This window comes from Ferruginibacter albus, assembly GCF_020042285.1.
GTDB classification, from domain to species: domain Bacteria; phylum Bacteroidota; class Bacteroidia; order Chitinophagales; family Chitinophagaceae; genus Ferruginibacter; species Ferruginibacter albus.
Window position 1 is genome coordinate 858,296 of sequence record NZ_CP083388.1, and the last position, 18,719, is coordinate 877,014.

17 protein-coding genes and 1 tRNA gene are annotated in these 18,719 nt (G+C 36.3%); 7 read left to right on the forward strand and 11 right to left on the reverse strand.

The genetic code is table 11. The features are described from left to right. Nucleotides 1-172: 172 nt before the first annotated feature. Nucleotides 173-1,462: an aminopeptidase P family protein gene (locus K9M53_RS03755; RefSeq protein ID WP_224018137.1), complete on the forward strand. Its 1,290-nt coding sequence runs from the start codon at nt 173-175 to the stop codon at nt 1,460-1,462. Nucleotides 1,463-1,464: 2 nt separating this feature from the next. On the opposite strand, the gene K9M53_RS03760 is transcribed toward K9M53_RS03755, so the two are convergent. Together K9M53_RS03760 and K9M53_RS03765 are read right to left on the reverse strand one after the other, a co-directional pair. After that, the gene (locus tag K9M53_RS03760) at nt 1,465-2,286 is read right to left on the reverse strand and encodes an SAM hydrolase/SAM-dependent halogenase family protein (protein ID WP_224018139.1); all 822 of its coding nucleotides are present in this window, start codon (nt 2,284-2,286) and stop codon (nt 1,465-1,467) included. A 48-nt stretch (nt 2,287-2,334) separates the two neighbouring features. Further along, nucleotides 2,335-3,144 carry an SDR family oxidoreductase gene (locus K9M53_RS03765; RefSeq protein WP_224018141.1) on the reverse strand — a complete coding sequence of 270 codons (810 nt, stop codon included), beginning with the start codon at nt 3,142-3,144 and terminating at the stop codon, nt 2,335-2,337. Nucleotides 3,145-3,289: 145 nt separating this feature from the next. Between K9M53_RS03765 and K9M53_RS03770 the strand changes: the two genes are divergently transcribed. After that, nucleotides 3,290-3,362: transfer RNA gene (locus tag K9M53_RS03770), tRNA-Lys, on the forward strand. Nucleotides 3,363-3,404: 42 nt separating this feature from the next. On the opposite strand, the gene K9M53_RS03775 is transcribed toward K9M53_RS03770, so the two are convergent. The 6 genes from K9M53_RS03775 to K9M53_RS03800 form a co-directional block, all read right to left on the reverse strand. Then, a complete protein-coding gene (locus K9M53_RS03775; protein ID WP_224018143.1) occupies nt 3,405-4,046 on the reverse strand; it encodes a response regulator in 642 nt (213 codons plus the stop codon). A gap of 17 nt (nt 4,047-4,063) precedes the next feature. Beyond that, a complete protein-coding gene (dapB, locus tag K9M53_RS03780) occupies nt 4,064-4,780 on the reverse strand; it encodes a 4-hydroxy-tetrahydrodipicolinate reductase (protein ID WP_224018145.1) in 717 nt (238 codons plus the stop codon). 203 nt (nt 4,781-4,983) lie between these two features. Beyond that, entirely contained in the window at nt 4,984-5,619 is a 636-nt protein-coding gene (locus K9M53_RS03785) for a DUF5683 domain-containing protein (RefSeq protein ID WP_224018147.1), read from the reverse strand. Continuing rightward, nucleotides 5,619-6,530, reverse strand: a complete 912-nt coding sequence (locus K9M53_RS03790; RefSeq protein WP_224018148.1) for a ParB/RepB/Spo0J family partition protein — start codon at nt 6,528-6,530, stop codon at nt 5,619-5,621. Before K9M53_RS03790 ends, K9M53_RS03785 begins: the two co-directional genes overlap by 1 nt. Before the next feature lie 106 nt (nt 6,531-6,636). Next, nucleotides 6,637-7,437, reverse strand: coding sequence for a ParA family protein (locus K9M53_RS03795; RefSeq protein ID WP_224018150.1), 801 nt, complete (start codon nt 7,435-7,437; stop codon nt 6,637-6,639). Nucleotides 7,438-7,440: 3 nt separating this feature from the next. Next, nucleotides 7,441-8,121 carry a metal-dependent hydrolase gene (locus K9M53_RS03800; protein ID WP_224018152.1) on the reverse strand — a complete coding sequence of 227 codons (681 nt, stop codon included), beginning with the start codon at nt 8,119-8,121 and terminating at the stop codon, nt 7,441-7,443. 171 nt (nt 8,122-8,292) lie between these two features. Here K9M53_RS03800 and K9M53_RS03805 point away from each other — a divergent pair, with 171 nt between their 5' ends. From K9M53_RS03805 to K9M53_RS03815, 3 genes are all read left to right on the forward strand, one after another. Beyond that, the gene (locus tag K9M53_RS03805) at nt 8,293-8,805 is read left to right on the forward strand and encodes an NADPH-dependent FMN reductase (RefSeq protein WP_224018154.1); all 513 of its coding nucleotides are present in this window, start codon (nt 8,293-8,295) and stop codon (nt 8,803-8,805) included. A 90-nt stretch (nt 8,806-8,895) separates the two neighbouring features. Further along, entirely contained in the window at nt 8,896-10,146 is a 1,251-nt protein-coding gene (locus K9M53_RS03810) for a metallophosphoesterase (protein WP_224018156.1), read from the forward strand. 14 nt (nt 10,147-10,160) lie between these two features. Further along, on the forward strand, nt 10,161-10,805 hold the full coding sequence (locus K9M53_RS03815) for an NAD-dependent epimerase/dehydratase family protein (protein ID WP_224018158.1): 645 nt from the start codon (nt 10,161-10,163) through the stop codon (nt 10,803-10,805). A 38-nt stretch (nt 10,806-10,843) separates the two neighbouring features. On the opposite strand, the gene K9M53_RS03820 is transcribed toward K9M53_RS03815, so the two are convergent. After that, nucleotides 10,844-11,332: a DinB family protein gene (locus tag K9M53_RS03820; RefSeq protein ID WP_224018160.1), complete on the reverse strand. Its 489-nt coding sequence runs from the start codon at nt 11,330-11,332 to the stop codon at nt 10,844-10,846. Nucleotides 11,333-11,429: 97 nt separating this feature from the next. Between K9M53_RS03820 and K9M53_RS03825 the strand changes: the two genes are divergently transcribed. Then, nucleotides 11,430-13,319: a carboxypeptidase-like regulatory domain-containing protein gene (locus K9M53_RS03825; RefSeq protein ID WP_224018162.1), complete on the forward strand. Its 1,890-nt coding sequence runs from the start codon at nt 11,430-11,432 to the stop codon at nt 13,317-13,319. Between the two features lie 91 nt (nt 13,320-13,410). Here the strand turns inward: K9M53_RS03825 and K9M53_RS03830 are convergent, their stop codons facing one another. Together K9M53_RS03830 and K9M53_RS03835 are read right to left on the reverse strand one after the other, a co-directional pair. Beyond that, nucleotides 13,411-15,579 carry a T9SS type A sorting domain-containing protein gene (locus K9M53_RS03830; RefSeq protein WP_224018164.1) on the reverse strand — a complete coding sequence of 723 codons (2,169 nt, stop codon included), beginning with the start codon at nt 15,577-15,579 and terminating at the stop codon, nt 13,411-13,413. Nucleotides 15,580-16,017: 438 nt separating this feature from the next. Next, nucleotides 16,018-17,745 (reverse strand): DEAD/DEAH box helicase, encoded by a 1,728-nt coding sequence (locus K9M53_RS03835; RefSeq protein ID WP_224018166.1) that lies wholly within the window; start codon nt 17,743-17,745, stop codon nt 16,018-16,020. A 369-nt stretch (nt 17,746-18,114) separates the two neighbouring features. Here K9M53_RS03835 and K9M53_RS03840 point away from each other — a divergent pair, with 369 nt between their 5' ends. After that, nucleotides 18,115-18,705, forward strand: a complete 591-nt coding sequence (locus tag K9M53_RS03840) for a porin family protein (protein WP_224018167.1) — start codon at nt 18,115-18,117, stop codon at nt 18,703-18,705. Nucleotides 18,706-18,719 lie beyond the last annotated feature (14 nt).

Sequence of the window (18,719 nt, forward strand, 5' to 3'; positions counted from 1 at the left end):
TAATTTTTGAGCTGTTTATCAATTTGTTTTATAATTTTTTTTCAAGAAGATTAAATACCGTGAATATTTTGAAACGGATAGTTGTTCATTACTGCCAGCATAAAAATTCTTAAATTGCTTATTCAACACCACAAGAGAATTATTAATTTTTAATTACTAATTATTATTGCATATGAAATACCTTCCACTTAATTCCGAAATATTTAGTCAGAACAGGAAACGTTTTATTGAAAAGCTGGATAAAAACTCCATAGCCATTTTTAACAGTAATGATGAATTTCCTTCTAACGGAGATGCTTTGTTAAAATTTAAACAAAATGCTGATCTGTTTTGGCTTACCGGTATTGAACAGGAAGACACCATGTTGATTTTATTCCCCGATAACCCCGATGAACGGTTAAGAGAAGTGTTGGTATTGGTTCGTCCAAACGAAATGAAGGAAAAATGGGATGGGCATCGGTTGCGGGTACACGAAGCAACAGCTATTTCAGGAATTACAACGATTGTATGGTTGGATACTTTAGACGCATTATTACAATCGTGGATAAATTTATCAGACACCATTTATTTGAACAGCAATGAAAATGATCGCAAAGCCAGTTCAATTGAAACAAGAGATTATCGGTTTGCAGAAAAAATGAGAAAGCATTATCCCTTGCATCACTATAAACGCAGCGCAAAAATTTTAAAAGAATTGCGGGCTATTAAAACGCCGTTAGAGGTAGAAGTGATTCAAAAAGCTATTGATATAACAGAGAATACATTTAGAAGGGTCTTAAAATTTATTAGGCCAGGTATAATGGAATATGAGATTGAAGCGGAGATACAACATTCTTTTTTATCGCAACGAGCAACGGGTCCGGCATACAGTTCTATTATTGCAAGCGGCGATAGGGCAAGGATATTACATTATGTAGATAATAGTAAAGAATGTACGGATGGAGAACTTATATTAATGGATTTTGGCGCTGAATATGGTTATTACAATGCAGATCTGACACGAACCATTCCTGTAAACGGAAAGTTTACCCGCAGGCAGAAAACGGTTTACAATGCATGTTTGCATTTGCATCAATATGCTGCAAGCATTTTAAAGCCGGGCATTACATTAATAGATTACACTGGTAAAGTAGGAGATGAGGCAACAATTATATTTCAAAAGATCGGGTTATTGAAAAAGAGTGATATTAAAAATGAAGATAGCAGGAACAGGGCATACCAAAAATATTTGTATCATGGGATATCTCATCATTTAGGAATTGATGTTCATGATCTGGGTTCAAGAACAGCGCCTGTAAAAGCAGGAAATGTATTCACTATTGAGCCCGGAATTTATATCGAAGAAGAAAAGATGGGGATAAGAATTGAGAATAATTATTTATTGACGCGTAATGGTAATAAAGATCTGATGAAAAATATTCCTATTACTGTAGAAGAGATTGAGGCATTAATGAAAAAATGATTTTATTCAAAATGAACTCTTACTGTTTGATAAAATAGCTGCTTGCTTTGATATTGATTTTGTTGCTGTTTTTCAGAAAAACCTTGTAGTCCAAAAAGTCCGGCAGCATTGCCTTTATTGATGGCAATTTCCAGGTAGCCTGCAGAATTAAATAATGCCAGCTTTTCTCCTTCAACCACATCGGCATAAGTGTCGCTTATTCTGTCAATCACTTCATCACGTTTAAAAACAATTTTAAAGCTTCTTCCTTTGCGTTGCTCTTCAAATTCTTCTTTGGTAATATTTACAATAACGTTTTCAAAATTATCAATAAAAATTATTTGACCTTCTATAGAGTTACTGCTAAGCAGTGGACGCAAATGATTTTTTACCTGTATCGAAACAGGCTCACCTATTGTTTCCAACGTTTTACCACCGGCATGCTCGGCAAATGCTTTTGCAAATACAGATGTGCAATACAATGTATTCTTAGGTTGATTTCTTTCTAATGATAGTGCAACAACTTTTTGCGGCATTCCTTCCAGCATCATGGTAAGCAGCCCATTGTCGGCACAACCAATAATTTGTCCATTATGTTCAGCTAATAAAAGATGCTCAGGCTTTCGGTCAAATAAGTTCACCAATATCAAATGATAAGAGCCAGGAGGGAAATTATTAATGGCATTGCGACAAACATAAGCCGCCTGCGGGTAATTAAAAGGAGAAAGCTGATGCGCTATATCAATAATAGTAAAATCTTTTGCAGATTGCAGTATTTTTCCTTTAACTGCACCGGCAATGAAATCCTGCTGACCAATATCTGATGTGAACGTTAGTAAAGGCATTGGGTTAATTGATAATTAAGAATCAGTAATTATTAAATTTTCTTATTATCATTTAATCAGTTCGTTATTTTTATAAAAGAAATTTCGTACAAGCTTGTCCGTTAGCGAAGGAAATAGCTTATTAAGCCACACAGTTCGTTTATCAGCAATTGTATATATTAATGTTCGCTTACGTTTTTCAATAGCTTTTAATGTAATAGCGGCACATTCTTCAGCAGTCATTAAAGAATGTTCATCCAAAGGAGTTTGGCCTTGTTGGGAGCCGTCTTTGGTGAGTGCTGCATTGCGGATGTTTGATGCAGTAAAACCCGGGCAAACCCACATTACATTTACTCCTGTATCTAATAATTCTGTTCTTAGCGATTCTAAAAAACCGTTTACAGCAAATTTGGATGCTGAGTATCCTGTTCTTCCCGGTAAACCTCTGTAGCCCGCAATAGAGGAAACGCCAACAATGGTGCCTTTACGTTCTATAATTGAATGGAGTGCCAACTTGGTACAGTAAACAGTGCCATTAAAGTTAATATCCATTACTTTGGTGATTACACTTGCATCAGCATCCTTTAATAAAGCCCTCATCGAAATGCCGGCGTTGTTAATTAGTACGTCAATGCCACCAAATTTTTGCAAAGTGGAATTGATGAAATTTTTACAATCATCAAAGTTGCTAATGTCTGCGATAAAAGTATGCAGGTTATTTGTGTTGACTTCTTGCTGAAGCGATTGCAACTTGTCGGCATTTCGTCCGCAGGTAGAAATTTTTGCTCCTAATGGTAATAAAGCTTTGATCAAAGCTTTGCCAATTCCCTCGCTTCCCCCGGTAATAACTACTACTTTATTAGAAAAAAAATTGCTCATAATTAGTGTTTGCAAAAGTAAAGTAGTTAAACGGCTGTTTATCAACAAAGTTTTAAATAATATGTGTAAAGGAAAACTTTGATAAAAAGTTTGGCTCAATATGTTTTTACCTTATTTTTGCACTCCCATTTAAAAACGGTGGAACGATTTCGTAGCTCAGTTGGTAGAGCAATACACTTTTAATGTATGGGTCCTGGGTTCGAGTCCCAGCGAGATCACAAAAGGAGTTCATATTGAACTCCTTTTTGTTTTTATAAGCATTATATTAATTTATGCTCATATGCGTATTTGATCAAGCCAATTACGCTACCGGTTTTTGTTTTGCGGAAAATGTTTTTTCGGTGGGTTTCTACGGTTCGCTCACTTAAAAATAAAGTATCAGCGATCTGCTTATTGTTATATTCTTTTTCAATTAAGCGAATAATCTCAATTTCTCTTGCTGTAAGATTGATCTCTTGCTTATCTTTTTTAGATTCACTGGCACGAGCCATTTCATTCAATACTTCCTGGCTAAAATAAATACTACCATTGGCAATTTTTTCCAAAGCTTCCAGCAATTCTTTTTTCCCGATATTTTTTAAAATGTAGCCTGATATATCCGCATCTTCGATCATTTTATTTACAATATCGCCTTGCCCGCTCATTGATAATGCCAATATCTTTATATGGGGATATTTTTTGTGTATTTCTTTTGCCAGTTCATCACCGTTCATGGCAGGCATCATAATATCTGTTAATAAAATATCTACTTGTGTTTGCTCTAAGCTTTTTAACAGCTGAAAAGGATCGGTAGATTCTATTACCACTTTAAATCGGGGGTGATCTTGCAATAGAGAATTAAGCCCATCAATTACAATACGGTGGTCATCTATAATAGCTAATGTAGTGGAGTCTTTTTTCATCTGTGCTTGCTAAGCCATTATAATCCTAAAACATCTTTCATGCTGTAAAGCCCTGTTTTGCCATTCATAAATTCTGCGGCTTGAACAGCGCCGGCAGCAAAACCTTTGCGATTATGAGCTGTATGAATTATTTCGATCTCATCAATGTCAGAAAAATATTTTATGATATGTGTACCGGGGGCTGGATCAATGCGTTTACTGATGATTGTTAGATCGTCGCTTTCAACACTTTCACGATTTACCCAATGTTTTTTGCGGGGAATGTTTTCCAGTATTTGTTCTGCTAACGTAATGGATGTACCGCTGGGAGCATCTTTTTTTTCTGTATGATGTATTTCTGTTGTTTTTATTTCGTAAGAATCTTGCCTGCTCATAAGTTGAGCTAACTTTTTATTTACTTCAAAGAAAATATTTACACCAATGCTGAAGTTGCTGGCATATAAGAAACCTGCATTTTTTTCAACAGCCTTTCTCTTTACATCGTCTAATTTTTCCAGCCAGCCGGTAGAGCCACAAACCAAAGGGATGCCTGCTTCAAAACAGGTAAAAATATTTTGAACGGCGGTATGTGGACCTGTAAACTCAATAGCAACATCAGCTTGCTGTAGATTTTTAGGAGTTAATTCATCGGCATTGGTCACATCAATTTTTAAAACTACTTCATGCCCTTTTTGCAAAGCGATCTCTTCAATTGCTTTACCCATTTTTCCATACCCGATTAATGCTATTTTCATAATGCTGTTTGCTAATTAATAGGTGGCAAAGGTAACTAAATTGAGGTTTCTAGGTAAGATGTTTCACGCAAAGATGCAAAGTAAATAAGACGCTAAGTAAAACTTTGCTGCTTTCCTCATTGGCACCTTTGCGTGAAATAAGCCGCTTTAATAAAAGCTTAATAATGAGTAATGATGATAAAAGAAATGCTTGTACCAAAAAATTACATGTGTCTTCTATCTAAGTTTAACACTAAACTAATTCCGTTGGTACGTGCAAGCGGGCTGTAACCTGCCTTTATCTGCAAGCTTAGATCGCTGCTTACATCAAATGCTTTGAGATGAGCATCAACAGTAGCATCTACTACGTTTAATCCCCAAAAAAGAAGAAAGAATAAAACAGAATAATCAATATTTTGACGAAAGAGATTGCGATAACTTCGTATAGCCTCCGGCGATAGGTTGCGTAATTTTGGATCTATTTTATTGAAATTAGCCGAATCGTTATTCACTAATATAACATACGCATCTTTTAACTCGTTGTAAGTGCTGAGATTATAAAAGAAAATGCCCGCAGTAGTTCCTAAAGCTCCATATACCAATGGAAGTTTCCAGTATTTTCTATTGTATATCTGTCCCCAACCGGGAATTATTGCAGAACGAATAGTAGCGATACGTGGATTGAATTTTTTAAGTGTATCAGGAATTGTTTTAATCTCTGCAAATTTGGGCACGTCTTTTTTCTGTTCAACCGTCTGCTCCATTTTTTGCATTATTAATTGCGCACTATCCTGCGCAAAAGAAAATAAACAAGATGAAGACAATAAAACAAATAGAACTATGAAGCGTAGTGTTTGCATCAGCTTACGGTGATATTCAGTTTTTCTAACAAAGCGTTCAATTCTTCCAGCGAATAATATTCAAAGGTGATAGAGCCGTTCCCTTTTTTACTGTGTGAAAGATTTACTTTGGTATTATAGTGAGATGCTAAGTTATCTTCTATCTTTTTAAATGCAGGTGGTAACTGGGTTTTTACCGAATCTTTAACAGCGGCACCTGTATAAATATTGCGTACCAGTTCTTCTGTTTGACGAACGGATAAGCCTTTCTTTTTTATTTCGTTATAGATGAACAATTGTTTTTCAATGGCATCTACATTTATTAAAGCACGTGCATGCCCCATGCTGATAGAACCGGTGCGAACGGCAACCTGTATATCGGGAGGCAACTTTAATAAACGGATATAATTGGTGACAGTACTGCGTTCTTTGCCCATGCGTTCAGCCACTTGTTCCTGTGTGTAATCCAATTCGTCCATCAAACGTTTATAGCTTAATGCAATTTCAATAGCATTTAAGTTTTCACGTTGCAGGTTTTCTAATAATGCCAACTCTAAAAGTTCGGCATCATTTGCCTGGCGAACGTAAACAGGCACATCTTTTAACCCGGCAACCTTTGATGCTCTGAAGCGACGCTCGCCGGCTATCAGCCTATATTTTCCGGAAGCTGTTTTAGAAACAGTCAGCGGTTGTATAATATCATGAATTTTTATAGAGGCTGCCAATTCGCTCAATGCTACTTCGTCAAAATCTCTGCGTGGCTGCTTGGGATTTACTTCTATCTGGTCTAAAGGAATACGACTGGTGTGTGTAGTTTTTTCAACTACGTCCGTTTTTAAACTGCCGGCAGTATTTTTTAGATCAGAATCAATGTTTTGTAACAGGCTTCTAATTCCTTTTCCTAATGCGTCTTTTTTATTGGGTTGTGTCATGTTAATTTATGATGTACGATGTGCGAAGTACGACTTTATTGGTAACGATCATCAAGAACAGTCTGCTGTTTTATAAAAATCGTGAATCGTATATCTAAAATCGTATTTATTCAATAATTCTATCTTCTTGTTTAATTTTAGTAAGATTATTCTTTTGTAAGATCTCTTTTGCCAGATTTAAATAGTTTACAGCACCCTTACTATCAGAATCGTACAATATTACGGGTTTTCCAAAGCTGGGAGCTTCGCTTAATTTAGTATTGCGATGGATAATGCTGCTGAAAACGATCTCATCAAAATGCCTGCGGACTTCACTTACAACCTGGTTACACAAACGCAAACGACCGTCATACATGGTCATTAAAATGCCTTCGATCTGTAGCTCAGGATTTAGCCTGTTTTGAACGATCTTGATGGTATTCAATAATTTCCCCAAACCTTCTAATGCAAAAAATTCTGTTTGTACAGGCACAGCTACACTGTCCGCCGCTACCAAGGCATTCACCGTGATCAATCCCAATGACGGAGAACAGTCTATCACTATGAAATCATAATCATTTCGGATAGGATCTAAGATCTTTTTCAAAACACCTTCACGATTAGGATAATTGATCATTTCAATTTCTGCGCCTACCAGGTCAATATGCGAAGGGATCAGATCCAGGTTTGGAATATCTGTTTTTAAAAGAACATCTTTTGCAGCAGCTTCATTCACCATGCAATCGTACAGGCTTTGTGTAATATTGTGCAGGTCAAAACCAACGCCCGTAGTACTGTTGGCCTGCGGGTCGGCATCTACCAATAATGTTTTGTATTCCAATACTGCAAAGCTTGCCGCCAGGTTAATGGCAGTAGTTGTTTTTCCTACACCACCTTTTTGATTCGCTATCCCAATTATTCTTGCCATAATTTATAACTCAATTGATTCTCCAATTGATAAAAGCTTTATATCTATTCCGTGTGCTTTAAAATTTTCTATTGTTTTTTGATGATCGATCTTAATGTTGCCCCATGTATCGTAATGTACCCCTACAACAACATTTGTTTGTACCATTTTGGCAGCTTGTACAGCGTCATCGGCGCCCATTGTTAAGCAGTCGCCGATAGGTAATATTGCAAAATCAATTTCTGCAAACGTAGGAATCAACTGCATGTCTAATGTCAATGCTGTATCACCACTGTAATAAAAATTTATTTCATCGCTGGTAACTACAAACCCCATGGGATTACTGCCATAGCTCCCGTCGGGTAACATAGATGAATGTACGGCGCTTACACATTTTACAGAACCAAAATCAAAATGCCATTTTCCGCCGGTATTCATATGTATACATTTCTCAACACCTTTTTTTATATACCATTCGGCAATTTCATACGCAGCTACAATAATGGCATTATTTGCTTTTGCAATAGCTTCTGCATCGGCACAATGATCCCCATGGCCATGACTCAACAAAATATAATCGGCTTCAATCGTGTTGATATCAATATTTTTAGCCAATTCATTGCCTGTAATAAAAGGGTCAAATAAAATTTTTTTACCTTTTATCTCCACGCTAAAACATGAATGCCCGTAATACGTCAATGTCATATATAAGTGTTGTGAAATGTAAAAAGTTTATAAACTATACATCTAACTTTGCTTAAATTTTATGCCATAAGCTAAAAACTTGCGGCAAATTTAACCATTCGGCTTAAATTGAGAACAATGCCTTTCTTGATGCGTTAAATTAAGGCATTTATATAGCAAACTTTGGAAAAAATGTACACAATTATTTCAGGAACCAACAGGGCGGACAGTCATACACTGAGGATGGCAAAAAAATACAGGGAAATCTTTCAGCAAAAAGGGATTCATGCCGGCTTGCTTTCTTTGGAAGGAATGAATCTTTTGAAAAGAGATGCCGCATTTGAAAAAATAGAAAAGGAAATAATTATTCCTACTACTGATTTTATTATTCTTTCTCCGGAATATAATGGCAGTTTCCCGGGTGTGTTAAAGTTATTATTCGATACTTCGGAATCGCACAAAATATGGTGGAATAAAAGAGCGTTGCTTACGGGCATCTCATCCGGCAGAGCGGGTAATTTACGTGGAATGGATCATTTAACAGGGGTGCTGAATTATTTAAAAATAACGGTTCATCCTAATAAATTACCCATTTCACAGATATATAAAATATGCGATGGCGAAGGAAACTTGACGGATGAAGAAACTATTCATGCTATTCATCAACAAATAGATGAATATATTGAATGGAGTAAGAAGATGTAAACGTGAAAGATAAAGCGTGCGAGGGATAAAAATCCCGCTTTTTATCTTTCACATCTCACGATATAAATTAATTAAAAAAGAATTTTTCTCATGCGTTCTCCTCTCGGTGCTCTTATTTTTACTGTATTAATGTTGCTCATAGATACTTATGTATTCCAGGGTGTAAAGGCAGTTTGTTTTTCTGCATCTCCCAAAACAAGAAGTATCGTATATCTGGCTTATTGGGTATTGACCGCGTTGACCATCTCGGGGTTTTTATTATTTGTTTTTACATCGCCTGATTTTTTGCCCCGTAAATTCAGAACTTATTTGTTTGCTACTATACTTGGTTTGTTTTTTGCAAAATTAATTGCTGTTATTTTCTTTTTGATTGATGATATACGCAGGCTAATTCAATGGGGCGCCGGAAAATTATTTTATGGAAATACAGAAGGGGAGATTGTTAGCGAAGAAGGGATCAGTCGTTCTGTATTCCTAAGTTGGATAGGTTTAGTTGCAGGAGGGAGTTTGTTTTCCAGCCTGATCTATGGATTTGGTAATAAATATAACTATACTATTAAAAGAGTAAAGCTTTCTTTTGAGAATTTGCCGGCTGCTTTTAAAGGATTAAAAATTATTCATATCAGCGATATACATAGCGGAAGCTTTACTAATAAACAAGCAGTTGAACATGGTGTGCAAATGATACTGAAAGAAAATGCAGACCTCATTTTATTTACCGGTGACCTGGTGAATGATCGTGCTACAGAGATGAAGGATTACATGGATGTATTCAATAAATTAAAAGCGTCGATGGGTGTTTACAGCACATTAGGTAATCATGATTACGGAGATTATATAAAATGGCCGGATAATGGCATTACTCAAGAACAAAATCTGAATAATTTAAAGAAAGTACATGCAGAACTGGGTTGGAGATTATTAATGAATGAACATGTTGCCTTGGAAAAAGGTGGCGAAAAAATTGCTTTGATCGGAATTGAAAACTGGAGTGCCAAAGCAAATTTTCCAAAACATGGCAGGATGGATCTGGCTTATCCCGGTGCAGAAAAATATCCGTTTAAAATTTTAATGAGCCACGATCCCAGTCATTGGGATGCCCAGGTACGCCCGGAATATTCGGATATTGATCTAACCTTAAGCGGACATACGCACGGAATGCAGTTTGGTGTTGAATTACCCGGCTTTCGCTGGAGTCCTGTTCAATATGTTTATAAAGAGTGGGCAGGTTTGTACGAAGAAGCAAAACAAAAATTATATGTGAACCGTGGTTACGGCTTTATTGGTTACCCCGGAAGGGTAGGGATATTGCCGGAGATAACCGTAATAGAGTTGGACTGATAAATATTTCTACAATGAAAGTAATTATGACCGGCGCTACGGGTATGGTAGGCGAAGGAGTTTTACTCGAATGTTTGCAGAATACAAAAGTTACAGAAGTGCTTATTGTAAATCGCAGGCATTATGATCTGCAACATCCTAAACTAAAGGAATTGATCGTTCCCGATTTTTTAAAGTTGGAAGATTTTGGTAACGAACTAAAAAGTTATGAAGCCTGTTTTTATTGTGCAGGTATAAGTTCGATCGGCATGAAAGAGAAAGACTATTCTTATATAACGTACGATACCACTTTGCATTTTGCAAAAATAGTGTCAACATTAAATCCCGGTATGGTGTTTACGTTTGTTTCGGGAGCACATACAGATACTACTGAAAAAGGAAGATCAATGTGGGCAAGAGTAAAAGGAAAAACAGAAAATGATCTGATGAAGTTATCGTTTAAAGGTGAATACAATTTTCGCCCGGGCTTTATGAAACCATTTCCAGGACAAAAAAATGTAAAATCTATTTTTAAATTCTTTGGACTGTTTTTCCCAAAATTATTTCCCAAACAATCTCTTACGTTACAGCAAGTAGGTAAGGCAATGATAAATGTTGTTGAAAGAGGTTATGCAACATCTGTTCTTGAGATTGCAGATATCAAAATGTTAGCTAACTGATTATTGGTTTAATATTTTAAGATACTCAACCCAAGGACCTACTGCTTCTTTGTATTGTTTTCCCATAACACGAACAATTTGTACAATATGATCCAGGTCATGCACCGTCCATGTAGATAATAACTGCGATAATGTAACTCTTCTCCAAACACGGGATGGATGCCGGTTTTAGTTAAATCATCCTCAGTTATGGTAAATTGCTTAAGCTGTATAATACTGCGCTTTCTCACCTCATTGAACTCCGATAAGAGTTGTTGAAGAGTTTTGCCTTTACTATTTTCAAATTGAGCAAAACGATCAAAGGATTCAAATTTTCTTTCAGTTGAATTTGATAAGATGATCTCAATTTTGGGTAACCAATTGGTTTTATCTGCATGTATCAGGTGCCCGATTACATCATAAGAACTCCAGGTTTCACCGCCTTCATTATTAGTTGTCCAATCATTGGACAGATTACCCAATAAATGGGTAAGTGTTTGAGGCGTTTGCTGTAGTATTTCTAGTGTCTTACCTAAAGAAAAGTTCATTGTAGTAGAAAAAGATCAGTCTAAAATAGTTTCATTTTATGCAAAAACAAAATTTGCTGCATCTGGTAAGAATATTTTTCATTTAAATACTACGCTTATGTTTTATTCTGCCACCTACACAAAAAATAATTTTTCATTTTTTGTATATGCAATTTTTGCAACAGTAATATTCTTCTTTTTAGTAGGTATGTCTCCATCTCAAAAAATAATTATAAACGGAAAAGTAATAGACGAAAAAGGAAAGCCTATCAATGCTGCTACCGTAACTCTTGAAAAAACCAAAATAGCAATAAGTACAAACAAGGAGGGAGAATTTGAATTGATCTCGGAGTATGAGAACCCGAAATTAGTAGTAACAGCAATAGGTTTTGAATCTGCGAAAAAAAGCATTACCAAAGACGATATTAAAGATTCTGTTGCAACGATAACAATCACATTAAAGGAAGAAGTAACTGTTGCAGAAGAAGTAATACTGACGGGCTATACTACTAAGCGTAAAGAGATGAAAAGGTCTGTTACATCTGTATCATCCAAGTTAGAAGGTAGATTAAGCGGCGTATCTGTAACAAGCGCTACATCGGAAACAAAAATAAGAGGAGCAGCATCAATTTCTGATAAAACTATTTCAGAAGATAAGTCTTTTTCTAAAGAAGATGATGTTAAAACAGAAAACAATTCAGAAAAACAAACCCGTTTGCTGACAGCGGGCGAAGTAAACGATTTCAAAAAATGGAAGATGTGGGAAGATTATAATGAATCTGATTTTAAGATGCATAGTGAAAAGTGGCAATTGTTTGCAACAGGTCGTTATAGTGTTCAATTGCAAAACAAAGAATTGAAAGCAGTAGTCGGACAAAAAATCTATCTTATTTCAGAAAGCGGAGATACTTTATGGAGAGCTGTTTCGGATAATACAGGAAAAGCAGAATTATGGAATGGCTTTTCTGCATCTATAAAAAAGACGAATCTATTTATTGCTGTTGATAAAGAAAAGCAAACTTTTGCTGCCATACCTTTTCCCCAGGGAATTAATCATATTGTTATCGATCACCCATGTACTGTATCCAATAAAGTAGAGATCGCTTTTTTAGTAGATGCCACAGGAAGTATGCAAGATGAAATATCATATTTAAAAGAAGAATTGGAAGATATATTGTCAAAAGTATCCAGCAAAGACAAATCGCTTGATCTGCATACAGGCGCTGTGTTTTACAGAGATAAGGGAGACGATTATGTTACAAAAAAACAAGCATTTACGCAAGGTATTGCTACTACAGTTGATTTTATAAGTCATCAATTTGCAGCAGGCGGAGGAGATTACCCGGAAGCTTTAAAAGATGGATTGCAGGAGGCTGTTGAAGCTCTTCAATGGAGCTTCGATGCAAGAACAAGAATTATCTTTTTATTAATGGACGCACCACCACATGACAATGCAAAGCTTGAAATGGTGAAACTTATTAGTGAGGCGGCAGCAAAAGGTATTCGTATTGTGCCGGTAGCCTGTAGTGGTACAGATAAAGAAACTGAATTTATTATGCGTTCAATAGCATTGGCTACGGATGGCACTTATTTATTTTTGACAGATGATAGTGGTATCGGCGATAGTCATATAAAGCCGACTACGGATGAGTTTACAGTTGAGCTACTTAACGATCTTTTGCAACGGATCATTGAACAAATGTGTTATGTAAACAGTTGCGAAACAAAAACCGGCTTGCCTGAACCTGTTTCAACTTTTCCCAATCCAGAAAAAATAAAAGTATTTCCCAATCCAACAAAGGGCAATGTTTCATTGGAAACTAATAAAGAATTAAAAGAAATAGCTGTTGCCGATTTTACAGGCAAGATATTATTACATAGAGATGCACAAACAGCAAAAGGCAGTTACAGTTTTGATCTTTCACAGTTTCCGGCCGGTACTTATTTTATTAAATATGTTACCAATGAAAATAGATCAGGGGCTGAAAAAGTGTTGTTGATACGATAGCGCCAATATAAAATACATCCCTTTTGAAAAAACAAAAAGCCTCCACCCAAAGGTGGAGACTTTTGTTTTAAGACCTCTCTTTTGTTCTTGGTTATTGCTTTGTTACCTTCTTGATCATACTTCCTTGCGATGAAATTAATTGTATTGCATAATTTCCACGAGGCAATGATGATAATTCGTCTATTGAAATATAATTTGTTCCTTTTGATAATTGAATGTTTCTTGAGCTAAGCACTCTGCCTGTAACATCCAATACTTTTGCTGTTGCTATCTCACTCTTTGTAGTAGAAAGACTGATGTTAACATAGCTTGTAAATGGATTTGGAGAAACTGCAAAACCACTTGATACATTATTCAATTTAACTGCTATAATTCTTGAGTAGTTTACTTTTCCATCAGCATCAACCTGTGCCAGGCGATAATACACTACAGCATCTTTTGCATCAGCAACATCATCGGTTGCAGTATAAGTATGTTGTATAGCAGTTGTTCCGTTTCCTGCAATGGTAGCAACGGTTCCAAATGTTTTACCATCTTCACTTCTTTGTACAAAATATTGTTTACAATTATTTTCCAAAGATGTTGTCCAATCAATGATTGTTTTGTCTCCTGACAATGAAACCATAAAGTTGGTTAAGCTAACCGGTAACGGACCTCCTTGTGGATCAATGATCGCAGTACCATCATCTATCGATTGTACGTTGGCATCAGAATAAGCTACTACTCTTGCTACGTTCACAATGGGAGGAACAGAAGCTCCGCCTGAAGGAATATTTACTCTTACTTTGAATTGAACATTGAAAGAATCGTTATCGGCTAAAGTACCACCAACAGATTTGGTAGCGCCGCTCCCTACTCTAAAACGAACAATTTTGTAAGATCCGCTCACAATATATTCAGCCTGGTCATCACCCGATGCATCTGTTAACGCACCTGCTGAAAGCCCCGGAGAAAAATTCATTTGTAGTGTACCGGGAATATAAGTAACTGTGCTAGGCAAAGTGTCTGTGATCACAGTAAGATTTGCGTTACCTACACCGGTGTTTTTACCTTTTAAAGTATACGTAAGTGCTTCACCCGCCTGAGCAATGTGATTGTTGTTTGAATCAGATACTGTTTTATCTAAGTATGGGTTAGGATCTTTTGTTTTAATTACAAAAGTGAACATACCGGGATAATATTGATCAGATTCTGTTCTGAAAGCCAATGTTACACTTTGGTCGTTTGGATGGATGTCAAAACCTGTGCCTACATAAAACTGGTCAATATCCAACGCCATTTGATTAAAATAATCAGGATTTTTTGTGTGTACAAAAGCTCCGTTATCAGTTATGCTGCCATTAAAAATATTGTTAGAAGGATTGAATGTATTTGAAATATAATGTTGGTTAACACGTAAAGAATCACCTGTTAAATTAGCATCACCTTCCCACGATAATACACCCATTTTAGCATCTGTTAAGCTAAGAGAGCCGGAGGGAACGTTTAATCCTGATAATGTTACAGATGTAGAAGTAGGAGAACCACCGTTGAATACCTGCATAAAACCATCGTATACACGAACACTGTTGTAGTAGGTATATGCAGTTGTATTTTCATAAGCCACTACAACACACCAGCCACCGTATGCACCACCTGATACATTATCTCCCTGGCTAAGAGGAATATTACCTACTGTATAGGTACCGCTACCGTTAGTTTGTACTAAAGCAGTGATATCTACGTAAGCCTGGTAGGTATACAAAGGGTTGCTTCCTGAACCGGCAACATAATCCATATGATCTGCTTTGTATTGGTAGTAACCGGCATTGGTAGCATATTTTATTTTTATTTTTTGATTCGCTGTATCTGTTATATCGGCTGTGTTTTGAGTAACACGACCGCCCCAGTACAAACGGGCAAATTTTATATTATTGGTACCTGCAGGTAAAGATAGATCTGCAGAAGATGAATTGGTAGTAGCTGAACCTGCGCCGCTGTTTCCATCAACATCAATTACCAGCATATTAGAGTTGTCGTTACCTGAATTACTTCCGCCATTGGAACGGGTTGCGTTCATTTTGGCAGTATCAACGGTAGTATTATCACTTTTGTAAATTGCCATTAAGGTATTACCGAACATGGCTGCGGAGCCTTTTATATTGTCGGAATAAGCAATGGTGTAATTGCGCTGCGCTATAGATGAAACAGACAACAGCAAAGTGAGTGCGGTTAAAATTTTAATTTGCTTAGAGCAAACTAAGTGGGTAAAACTTTTCATGATTAAAGAGGTTTAAAATGATTAAGTAAAAAGCAATGATAACCGGCTAATCACGAGGTTTTATTGGAGCCTTAGTTGCTCAAAAGATATAAGATGAGATTACAAAAAAAGAGAGAAAATCAAAAGTTATTGGAGATGTTTCAGAGTTGGAACTAATGTTCCGGGTTCAGGTAGTAGTTGATTGTAAGTACAGCAAAGATAGATATTTTTTGATAAATCGCAACCTTTTTTTTGAAAATTTGTAAAATTTGACAACCAATATTCCCAAAAAAGTTTAATTATATGATTGATAATGAGAAAAATAGGGTATGCCTGGACGTTATAAAAAATGTAGTAAAAAAAATCTTTTAAAATGGAATGTTATGTTGCAATGAAGAAAATAAAAATAAAAAAACATAGACAGTTAAGCCTATGTTTATTATTATATGAGAATAAAAATTAAAATCTTCTTTCTCTTGATGCAGATGGTCTGCTTCGGTTGCCACGTTCATCAGATGGTTTTCTAAAACCGCCATCCGCTTCATTCATTCTTACCGCTCGACCATTATATCTTTTTCCATCAAGACTTTTGATCATCTTACTGGCAACAGATTTATCTACTTCTACCCAGCTATTCATTTCCTTCATATCAATTCTGCCCAACACTTCTTTTTTCAAATTACTTTCATCTAAAATAAATTGTAAAAAGCTTGCTTTGTAAAAACCATCTTTAGTGCCTACATTAATAAATAAGCGGGTATAGCCGGAATCGCCACGTTGACCATAATTGCCTCTATCTCTTCTGCCATTGCTCGGACCCGCTTCTCTGAAATTATTTTGACGCTTATCTCTGAAATCACTACGTACATTCAGATCTTCTGCATTTTCATAATATTTTAGAAAATGATCAAATTCTAAAGCGGCTACACGTTGTAATACTTCTTCTTTGCTGACACTAGCAAACTTTTCCTGCAGATCGCCCAGGTAAGTTTCATAATCGCCATGCGAAGTATCGGCTTGCATTAATTTATCCATGAAATGGAAAAACTGCCTGCGGCAAACTTCTTTACCTGTTGGAATATCCAGCTTATGAAAAATTGAATTTATCATTCGCTCCAACTGCTTTATCTTAAAGGTCTCTTTAACATGGCAGATGGAAATACAGATACCGCTTTTACCTGCACGGGCAGTACGACCGCTACGGTGCGTATAAACTTCTATATCATCGGGTAATTCGTAATTGATGACATGTGTTATCCCATCTACGTCAATACCTCTTGCCGCTACATCGGTAGCAATTAGTAGTTGTAAACTTTTTTGACGGAAACGAGACATCACCTTATCCCGTTGTTGTTGGGTAAGATCTCCATGCAACGCTTCAATTTCATATCCTTCACGTACTAATTTTTCTGCAATTTCCTGTGCATCGGCTTTGGTACGGGTAAATATTATTCCGTACATACCGGGATTAAAATCGATCAAACGTTTTAATGTTTCATAACGGTGATGTGCAGACGTAACAAAATATTGATGATCGATATTCACATTACCGCTGTTCTTTTTACCAACCGTAACTTCTTTTGGATTCTCCATGAAGTTTTTAGAGATCGCTCTCACTTCCGGCGGCATGGTAGCGCTGAACAACCAAATGCTTTCACGATTGATCGTATTCTTCAATACAAAATCAATATCATCTCTAAAGCCCATATTCAGCATTTCATCGGCTTCGTCCAATACAACGTATTTAACTTTTTGCAGATCGATCGCTTTTCTTTCTATAAGATCGATCAATCTTCCGGGGGTAGCTACTACCACCTGTACACCTTTACGCAAATTTCTGATCTGCATGGTAATGGAGGCGCCTCCGTATACGGCTTCGGTAAAAAGTCCTTTTTTATGTTTGGTAAAGGAAGCAAGGTCGTTCGTTATTTGTAAACATAACTCTCTTGTGGGGCATACAATCAACGCCTGGGGATGTTTTTCAGCAACATTCATTAATTGTAATAATGGCAGGCCGAAAGCAGCGGTTTTACCGGTACCTGTTTGCGCCAACCCTACAAAATCCATTGTACCTGATAATAAAATAGGTATAGCCTGTTCCTGTATAGGAGTGGGATTTTCAAAACCAAGATCGGAGATTGCTTGTACTAATTGTTCGTTTAAGCCTAAGGCTTCAAATGCATTCATGTAATTTTTTTTAGTTTAAATACATGATATATGCCGCTTGCCTGTTGTTTAACTGCTTAAACCTGAAATCAAATGGGATAATAAGAACCCTGATTCAACAGCCCTATCGGGCACTTTCATGTAACTCTCTTAATGTAAAAGAGCCGCGAAGGTAGTCAATAAAGCCTATATAACCCGAATTAATCTTTTGTAAACTGCTTTCTGTTAACTATATTTTCGTTTAGCCACGACTGTTAATCGTATGAAAATCATTGGTTAAACTTTAAATTAATAAGCATTGGTAACAAAAAAAATATGATCTTGTAATAAACTGGTACATGAGTTGAAGTAGTATAAGAGTGCATTTTATTTTTAACTAACACTAGTATTATGAAAACAAAAATTTTTATAGCGTCTGTATTGATCACTTTATCATCTATAACCGCCGGTGCACAAAGTGTACATGTAGGAGGAAAGTTTGGAGCGAATATCAGTAAGATAGACGGACAATCATTTAATGATGGATTCAACTTTGGTTATCATGCAGGGGTATTTGCCGAAATAGGATTTAACAAGGACTGGGGTATTGATCCTGAGATATTATTCAGCCAGATTACAGCAAAGCCCGCTGCTAATATTGGAGGAACTGTTCCTCAATTCAATGATATTACTCATTTACACTTGAGTTATCTTACTATACCTGTTTTGTTTGAATATAAATTAAGCAAATTCGTTGCAGTACAGTTAGGTCCGCAGTTTGGGATTTTAATTGATCATGATGAGAATCTTTCACAAAATGCTTCCAATGCTTTTTCGCAAGGAGATATAAGCGCTTTAGGCGGATTGCAGTTTAGTATTTCCAGCTTTAGATTTTACGGACGATATGTATTGGGAATAAACAACATCAACAATAATACAGGTGATGGCAGTGCATGGAGAAAACAAGGATTTCAAATAGGAATCGGCTATGCATTCTTTTAAGCACTGACCTGGAA